Source organism: Microcystis sp. M165S2 (assembly GCF_020245885.1).
Taxonomy (GTDB): domain Bacteria; phylum Cyanobacteriota; class Cyanobacteriia; order Cyanobacteriales; family Microcystaceae; genus Microcystis.
The window spans coordinates 1-7,059 of record NZ_JADBTZ010000359.1; the positions used below are offsets into that span (position 1 = coordinate 1).

General features: G+C 45.6%; 7 protein-coding genes. 4 read left to right on the top strand and 3 right to left on the bottom strand.

Annotated elements, in window-relative coordinates:
- The 4 genes from IM479_RS17880 to IM479_RS17895 all read left to right on the top strand — a co-directional run.
- A partial coding sequence (locus IM479_RS17880) for a transposase (protein ID WP_071784045.1) occupies nt 1–112 on the top strand: 112 nt, incomplete at its 5' end.
- 122 nt (nt 113–234) lie between these two features.
- Entirely contained in the window at nt 235–1,434 is a 1,200-nt protein-coding gene (locus IM479_RS17885; protein ID WP_287687837.1) for a tetratricopeptide repeat protein, read from the top strand.
- Between the two features lie 22 nt (nt 1,435–1,456).
- Nucleotides 1,457–1,789 (top strand): nucleotidyltransferase family protein, encoded by a 333-nt coding sequence (locus tag IM479_RS17890; protein ID WP_287687839.1) that lies wholly within the window; start codon nt 1,457–1,459, stop codon nt 1,787–1,789.
- Nucleotides 1,761–2,099 (top strand): HepT-like ribonuclease domain-containing protein, encoded by a 339-nt coding sequence (locus IM479_RS17895; protein ID WP_002752016.1) that lies wholly within the window; start codon nt 1,761–1,763, stop codon nt 2,097–2,099. The genes IM479_RS17890 and IM479_RS17895 overlap by 29 nt, the downstream gene beginning before the upstream one ends.
- Nucleotides 2,100–2,355: 256 nt before the next feature.
- Here the strand turns inward: IM479_RS17895 and lpxC are convergent, their stop codons facing one another.
- From lpxC to IM479_RS17910, 3 genes are all read right to left on the bottom strand, one after another.
- Nucleotides 2,356–3,168 carry a UDP-3-O-acyl-N-acetylglucosamine deacetylase gene (lpxC, locus tag IM479_RS17900; protein ID WP_287687840.1) on the bottom strand — a complete coding sequence of 271 codons (813 nt, stop codon included), beginning with the start codon at nt 3,166–3,168 and terminating at the stop codon, nt 2,356–2,358.
- A 78-nt stretch (nt 3,169–3,246) separates the two neighbouring features.
- Complete coding sequence (locus IM479_RS17905; protein WP_287687843.1) at nt 3,247–5,232, bottom strand: BamA/TamA family outer membrane protein; 1,986 nt, start codon at nt 5,230–5,232, stop codon at nt 3,247–3,249.
- A 430-nt stretch (nt 5,233–5,662) separates the two neighbouring features.
- Nucleotides 5,663–6,541 (bottom strand): Hpt domain-containing protein, encoded by an 879-nt coding sequence (locus tag IM479_RS17910; RefSeq protein WP_287687842.1) that lies wholly within the window; start codon nt 6,539–6,541, stop codon nt 5,663–5,665.
- Nucleotides 6,542–7,059: the final 518 nt, after the last annotated feature.

Sequence of the window (7,059 nt, forward strand, 5' to 3'; positions counted from 1 at the left end):
GGTCGAGGGAATCAACAATAAACTTAAACTAATAAAACGAAGAGGCTATGGCTTTAGAAACTTTCGGAATTTTTGGGTTAGAAGTATGTTATCTTGGCATCTTGTCTGTTGATTTAGCATAAAGAGTAACGAAGAGCCGGCAAAACCAAGATTCCCTCTGTTTCCGAACAACTGCTGCACAAGCTCAAAACAGCAGTCGAAGAGAATAAAGAGCCTCAACCAATCACCCAAAAAATGATCACGCTCTGGAACGACAGTGCCGAGGTGAAAGCTTGGCTGGAAGAACGGGCACTGAATCATAAAAATAGCAGCGTTAGAAAGGCAATTGCTCAGGGTATTGCAGCGGTTGAACTTTCCGATCTTACCAGTTTAAAGATTTTAGTTAACAATTTGGGCGATCTCTACTACTGGCAAAATCGCTACGAAGAGGCGATCGCAATCTATCTCAAGCTGGATATTAGCACTACCTTGTCTTCTCAATTTAATTTATTGAATGCTTACACAGAACTCAAGCGATATGATGAGGCGATCGCCTATGGACAGCAGTGGATTGAGAAAGAATCGAAGAATCAATTTGCATACAATGCCCTGGGGGGTGCCTATCGAAAAGCGGGGCGCTACGATGAAGCCATTGCTGCCTGTAACCGTGCGATCGAGCTTGCAGGAAACTCGTCGTGGGTGCCGATCTTTCGCCTGCAAACATTGGGCTGTACTTATCACGATATGGGGCAATACGAATCAGCCATTGCGACCTATGAACGGGCGATCGCTATTGATTCTAAATCCCAATTCAACAGTAACACCCATAGTGGTTTAGGCATGGTACACCACGATCTTGGGCGTTATCAAGAGGCAATGGCAGCTTTTCAACAAGCGATGGTGATCGATGCTACCAATGGAAGACCGCATAATGATCTGGGATGCCTGTATCTTCAATTAGAGCAGTGGGAGAATGCGATCACATCCTTTCAGACGGCGATCGAACTTAATCCGAGATATTCACTGCCATACAGGAATCTTGGTATTCTCTTCTTATTACAAGGAGAGCTTGATCGTGCCGAGCCAAACTTCACTACTGCCCTCCAAATCAACCCCTACTACGGCAACGGAATTTTAAGTATGGGGTTACTCCAGGCACTGCGCGGAGATTTGACTGCCGCCAGAGCCACCTGGGAGCAAGGTTTGCAGCTTTACGGAGAATATGCTCAATTTGAGCGGATCTATCGTACTCTTTATACGGTTGCTCTCGGTCAAGCAGAACCAGGCATTGCCAATCTTCGGCGCATCCTCAAACAAGAAAAACCGCCCAGTGGCTTGTTGCACCAAGTCCTTGAAATTGCGCGACTTTTGCAGCGCTGTCCAGAACCAATTGATCGTATTTCACAACTGGTTGTTATGCTGGAATCGGGCATCCAACCCCGGTCTTCAAGCTGAAACCGAAGGAGGAGAACTGAAGATGTCTAGCGTTGCCATCGATCTGCCGACAGAAAAAATTGCTGATTTCTGCCAACGCTGGCAAGTGACCGAATTTGCCCTTTTCGGCTCTGTCCTGCGCGATGACTTTCGCCCCGACAGCGATATTGATATTATGGTGCAGTTTCACCCAGAGGCACACCCCACCTTCAGCAGCCTCGATCAGATGGAAGCAGAATTAAAAACTATGTTTGACCGAGACATTGATCTGATTACCCGCCAAGGTATTGAAACTAGCCGTAACTATTTACGTCGCCACGAAATTCTTTCCTCTGCCCAGGTGATTTATGCAACGGGATCTTCAATTCCTGCTTGATATACTGCAATCCGCAGAACTGATCATGACCTACACGGCTCAATGCTCAAAAGCTGAGTTCGTCGCCAATGTGCAGCTTCAAGATTCAGTCATTCGACGGCTATTGGTGATTGCCGAAGCAGCCAGACGAGTTTCCGAAACAACCCGCCAGACCTTTCCCAACATTGCTTGGCAAGAAATTAATGGAATGAGAAATCGGTTAGTACATGAATATGATGATGTCAACCTCAATATTGTATGGGATGTGGTTCAGGCTGAAATCCCGTCACTGATTGAAGACTTGCAGTTACAGATTCCACCTGAACCCTGAGAATAGTGCGATCGCTATCAGGGAGAATTTTCCACTTAATTCAAACTCGATTGGCAACCTGTCACCGAGCAAACCCGACGATGTTGGAATGATTCTGATAGCTGACGGCTAATAGCTAAGGGTTATCAATGCTAGGATAAAGGCTTGAGTAGAGAACGATCGAGCGAAAGCCATGTCATCGACAGAAGTAAAAACCCCGCCTCCAGACAGCCCCACTTCCCACTCCCCTATACCTTTTAAACAGAATTTAGTATAATTAACCCTGAATTGCTTTAGCTAATTGAACGTGAAGTTTATGACTGGCTTTAAAAGCCATGTAATGACCTGTGGGAATAGTTCCCAGTAAACTCAAATCACCAATTAAGTCCAATAATTTATGTCTTGCTGGCTCATTTTCAAACCGTAAAGGAGGATTTAACCATTGATTTTGATCGCAGACTAAAGCATTTTCTAAACTGCCTCCTTTAATTAAACCAGCCTTTTGTAAATATTCAATTTGATCGGCAAAACCGAAAGTACGGGCAGCTGCGATCGCTTGACTAAAACTTTCCTGCTCAGGACTCCAACTATACCATTGATTACCGATGGGTTTATAGGTAAAATCGATCCCGTAGGTAAAACGTAATTCAGGGGAAGGAATCGCCGCCACAAAAGCATCTCCTTCGTACAACCAAATCGGTTGAGAAATAGTTAAATCTGATGGAGAAAAAGAGTTATCTAAACCAGCATTTTCGATCGCTTCTACCCAGATTTTGGCCGAACCATCGAGGAGGGGAATTTCCGCACCATCCACCTCAATGCGAGCATCCTCTACCCCCAAAGCGGTTAAGGCCGCTAATAAATGCTCAACGGTTCTAACCTTGGCTTCTCCTTGTCCCAATTCCGTTGATAAAGTCGTTTGGTAAACCGAAGAAACTAGAGCGGGAATAATCGGTTGATTGGCTAAATCTCTGCGGACAAAATAACGTCCCTCCCCAGGATTTGCCCCACAGACGCACACCCGTGTTATCTCCCCCGAATGCAGGCCAATTCCCGATAATTCAAATTGTTTAGCGATAGTAGAAACCATAATTATTAAGTAATAAAGCTTTGATCAGTGAACAACAAAAAGAACTAAATTTATCGATAACTGATCACTGATAACTGATTAGAATCGTTCCCCGATACCGAAATGGAGACGAGAACCACCATCGACATTAAAACCGTAGTCAACCCGAATTTGGCCGACGGGAGATTGTACCCGAACACCTAAACCGTAACCGAGACCGGTACCGGGTAAACCCCGGACAATCCCGGGTTGACCGGGGACATCCCCTTGGGAACCAATAGTAGTGCCGAAATCGACAAATAACGCCCCCCCAATAATTGCTACTATGGGAAAACGATATTCGGCCGTCGCTTGGAAATAACTGCGACCGCTACCCACTTCTCCCTCGGCGTAACCCCGTACAGAGTTACTACCCCCAACGATAAAAGCATCGTAGGGGGGTAAATCGCCTAATACTGTCCCTGCTTGCACATTAAAAGCGAGGGATTGCTGACCTTTAAAAATATCGGTTTCAAAGAGATTAAAGGAATTAATAAACCGAACGGGGATAAAGTAACTGTAACTACCCCGAACACGAGTGCCGAAAATACTGCCAGAACCGACCGGAATAGTTTGTTCTAAACCTAGACGCAGGAAAGAACCACTGGTGGGCTGCAGGGGATTATCGCGAAAATCTCGAATAGCGCCAATATTTAGAGAAAGTATATCATCGATCCCAGAGGAACTAAAAGCCAGTTGTTGACTGCCAAAACCATTGAGAGGTGCAGAGAGGGGGGAGATGTCACCATTGGCATTTTGCACCTGTACCTGTTGATAGTTAAAGCCTAGGGAAACCACCCATTTTGGTTTCGTAAACACATCGGGGGCCAAAGGACGGACAAAAGTAATACCGCCACCCGTCCGGACGATACGGGGACTATCATTATCGTTAAGCGTCCGAATCGAGGAATTTTCCCCATCATAAACCAGAGAAATCGACTGTCGCCGGAAAACGTTCACCGTGTAGGAAGTGCGGAAATTATCCTTGGCAATCCAAGGATCGGAAAAATTCAGATCAAATAAAAATTCCCGTTCCCCTAACTGGACTTCTGCCCCTAAAGTTTGGTTATTACCGCCAAAATTGCGCTGTTGATAGCTAACAGTCCCGAATAAGCCCGCATTCGAGCTAATACCACCCCCAGCGGCCAGGGAACCGGTATTACCTTCCACCACATCGACGTTAACAATCACCTCCCTTGGGTCGCTGCCGGGAGAAAAAGACAGACGCACATCCTCGAATAAACCGAGACCGAAAACACGCTGTAAATCCTGTTGGGCCGTATTGCGGTTAAAAATATCCCCCGCTTTTAGGCGCATTTCCCTAGTAATGATAAATTCTCTAGTTTTACCCTTGACCGGTTCCTGTTCGACGTTAAAGTAGCGTACTTGAATTTTTTCGATTAAACCTTCGGAAATGACCAGAATCACCCTACCATCGGGAGTGACTTGCGGCGCACCGATTACCTGGGCCAGATCATAGCCGTTTTTGCTGTACCAGTCATTGATTTTTTTTACCCCCGCCTGTAATTCCCGCAAATTCAGGGTTTTGCCGTATTGACTAGCGAAAATTTCCTCGACCACCCCGGCAGGTAAAATCGATTTGTCCATGGTTTCCGGGGCAATTTGAATCTGTACGCCCTGAAAAACGGGGTTAGGTTGCACCTCAAAGGTGACTCGCACCCCTAGGGGCGTATCTTGCGGAACTGCCCGCACATCGGCAAAAAAGCCCGTGGCAAAAACGGCGTTAATATCTTCTTGCAGTTGCGATCGAGTCGTGCTTCGTCCTGGTCGGGTGCGAATGGTATTATAAACTAGATTTTCTAATTCTCGATCGGCCCCCTGTACTACCACTTCGGCCACCAAAACTCGCGACTCCTCCGCCGCCACCGGTGGGGCTGTTGTCGGAGTTTCTGCGGGGCTTGGGGTTTCCGTCGGGGTTTCCGGCGGTGCTGCCACGGGTGGCGTAGTTTCTCCCGTCGCAGGAGGAGACTGTACTATCTGCTCGACGCGGGGAAAAACCGTTTCTTGCGGTTCTTCTTCGGCCATTACCGTCCCGTGAAATAATCCGAAAATAGCCAGCAGCAGGGCCAGCGAGGAATATCGCCCCGAAAAATTGAGATTTTTAAGCACTTCCACACACCCATTAACACCATTATGGTTTTGTTTGTTTTCTCTGCCCGAGAAATTTAACGAACGTTAAAACTCTAGCAGATTGCTTACTCTCAGTAAATCCCAGCTTGACCGGTGACTAAAGAGATACTGCATCAGGTCTGATATTGGTCAGCCGTCAGCATTAAGTTTTTATCTTGCCATATCTTAGCTTTTTCCGGTTTGGCTCTATCCCAATTCACCCTCTAGAATTATTGCCACCTCGGTGGGCGCACAATTAATTACATATCTTCCTAACTCACCAAAATTAAAAACAATTAAGTTTATTCTCCTGGGAATCCCCCACCTTTTTACACCAGCGCAGATGTCAACGTCTTATTTGTAATAACTGTACCAGTTGCGAGACCTGTTGGCGATTAAACATTTGCAGCAGGGTACTAGCTACTAATTCCGGTTCTAGGGTGATCAGGATTTGTGGTAATTTGGCGGTGGCTAATAACTGCAATTCTTGACTGACGGTGATTTCTTCCCCGCAACCCCATTCCAATAAATCACTAGCTTGTTTTAATTCTTTAATAATAACCGGGGCGAGAGTGCGGTAGGAATGTTTGGGGTTAGCCAGGGCTGATTGGGCATTTTTAACTAAATATTGCCACTTTTGCTGTTCTGAAGCCAATTGAGACAGAGATAAATTTAATTTTTGTAATTGCTGACGGGAAGCACTGGTTTCTTCCTGTTTGAACAGTTGTAACATCTGTTTGAGGATATCTCTGACGCTGATGGAAATAGAAGAGGTTGCTGCAATCGCTGGGGTAGATTTTTTTTGGTCGAGAAGATAGTTAAGATGGGACTGTAATTCGGCAAAAGTCGGTTCACCTTTTTTAACGATAGCGTTAGCTTCCTCGGCTTGCAAACCTAATGGACCGGGCAGCTTATCGATCAATATCTGAAGCAGATCATAACCCTTGAGGAACAAAGATTCTAATTTTTGATCCACTTGTATGGGATTTTCTTTCAGTATTTTGAAAGCATCCTCAAGACGGTGAGCAGTTTTTTGGATACTGCTATAACCTAACATGGCCGCCCCCCCCTTGATGGAATGGGCGGCACGAAACATCTCGTTCATCTGTTCAGTATTGTTCACGAGATTGCCTAAGTCTAAAATCCCCTGTTCCAAAGTTTCCAGGTGTTCTTTTGCTTCTTCGATGAAATAGCCGAGAATTTTCTGTGCGTTAGCGGAGTCCAAGGTCTTATTCCCCCTTATCACGATGCTGTCTAGTCCTAGATTGCCCAGTTTTTCAGGAAATATATCAGTTATGGGGCAATGGCTAGGAAAACTGGCCCAGACGGACACAAGCTAAGTTCAAAATCAACGGCCACAAAGGTTCTCAGCTTCTCTTGCTCAAAATAGATCGATACAACGGCAGGCAAAAAGCTAAGGAAAGAATCGGGGATGGGAGCAAGCTGACTAGAAATTATTATTGATCAGAGGGAACTGAGTTGTTGACTATCTAATGATTACCCCAAAATCGACCCGGCGATCGAGAGGTACTGAATAAAAAATTAAATTGCGGAAGATACCTAGTACAAGCAAACTAGAAAGTCAGCACCAGCAGTTCTAATCAAGGGACTAGCCAAAACCCCTAAAGGCTGAAAGGCTGACGTAGCAAGGGATAGAAAAAAGATCAAAAAATTTTGCCAAAAGGGGTTGACAAACTTAGGGAAGTTAGATACATTGGTAAATGCGCGGTTGAAGCGAAGCGA

What these genes read in the sequence shown, in the direction of transcription:
- IM479_RS17905 (WP_287687843.1), bottom strand. Translation starts at nt 5,232, where the DNA reads ATGGCCGAAGAAGAACCGCAAGAAACGGTTTTTCCCCGCGTCGAGCAG.
- IM479_RS17890 (WP_287687839.1), top strand. Translation starts at nt 1,457, where the DNA reads ATGTCTAGCGTTGCCATCGATCTGCCGACAGAAAAAATTGCTGATTTC.
- lpxC (WP_287687840.1), bottom strand. Translation starts at nt 3,168, where the DNA reads ATGGTTTCTACTATCGCTAAACAATTTGAATTATCGGGAATTGGCCTG.
- IM479_RS17885 (WP_287687837.1), top strand. Translation starts at nt 235, where the DNA reads ATGATCACGCTCTGGAACGACAGTGCCGAGGTGAAAGCTTGGCTGGAA.
- IM479_RS17895 (WP_002752016.1), top strand. Translation starts at nt 1,761, where the DNA reads ATGCAACGGGATCTTCAATTCCTGCTTGATATACTGCAATCCGCAGAA.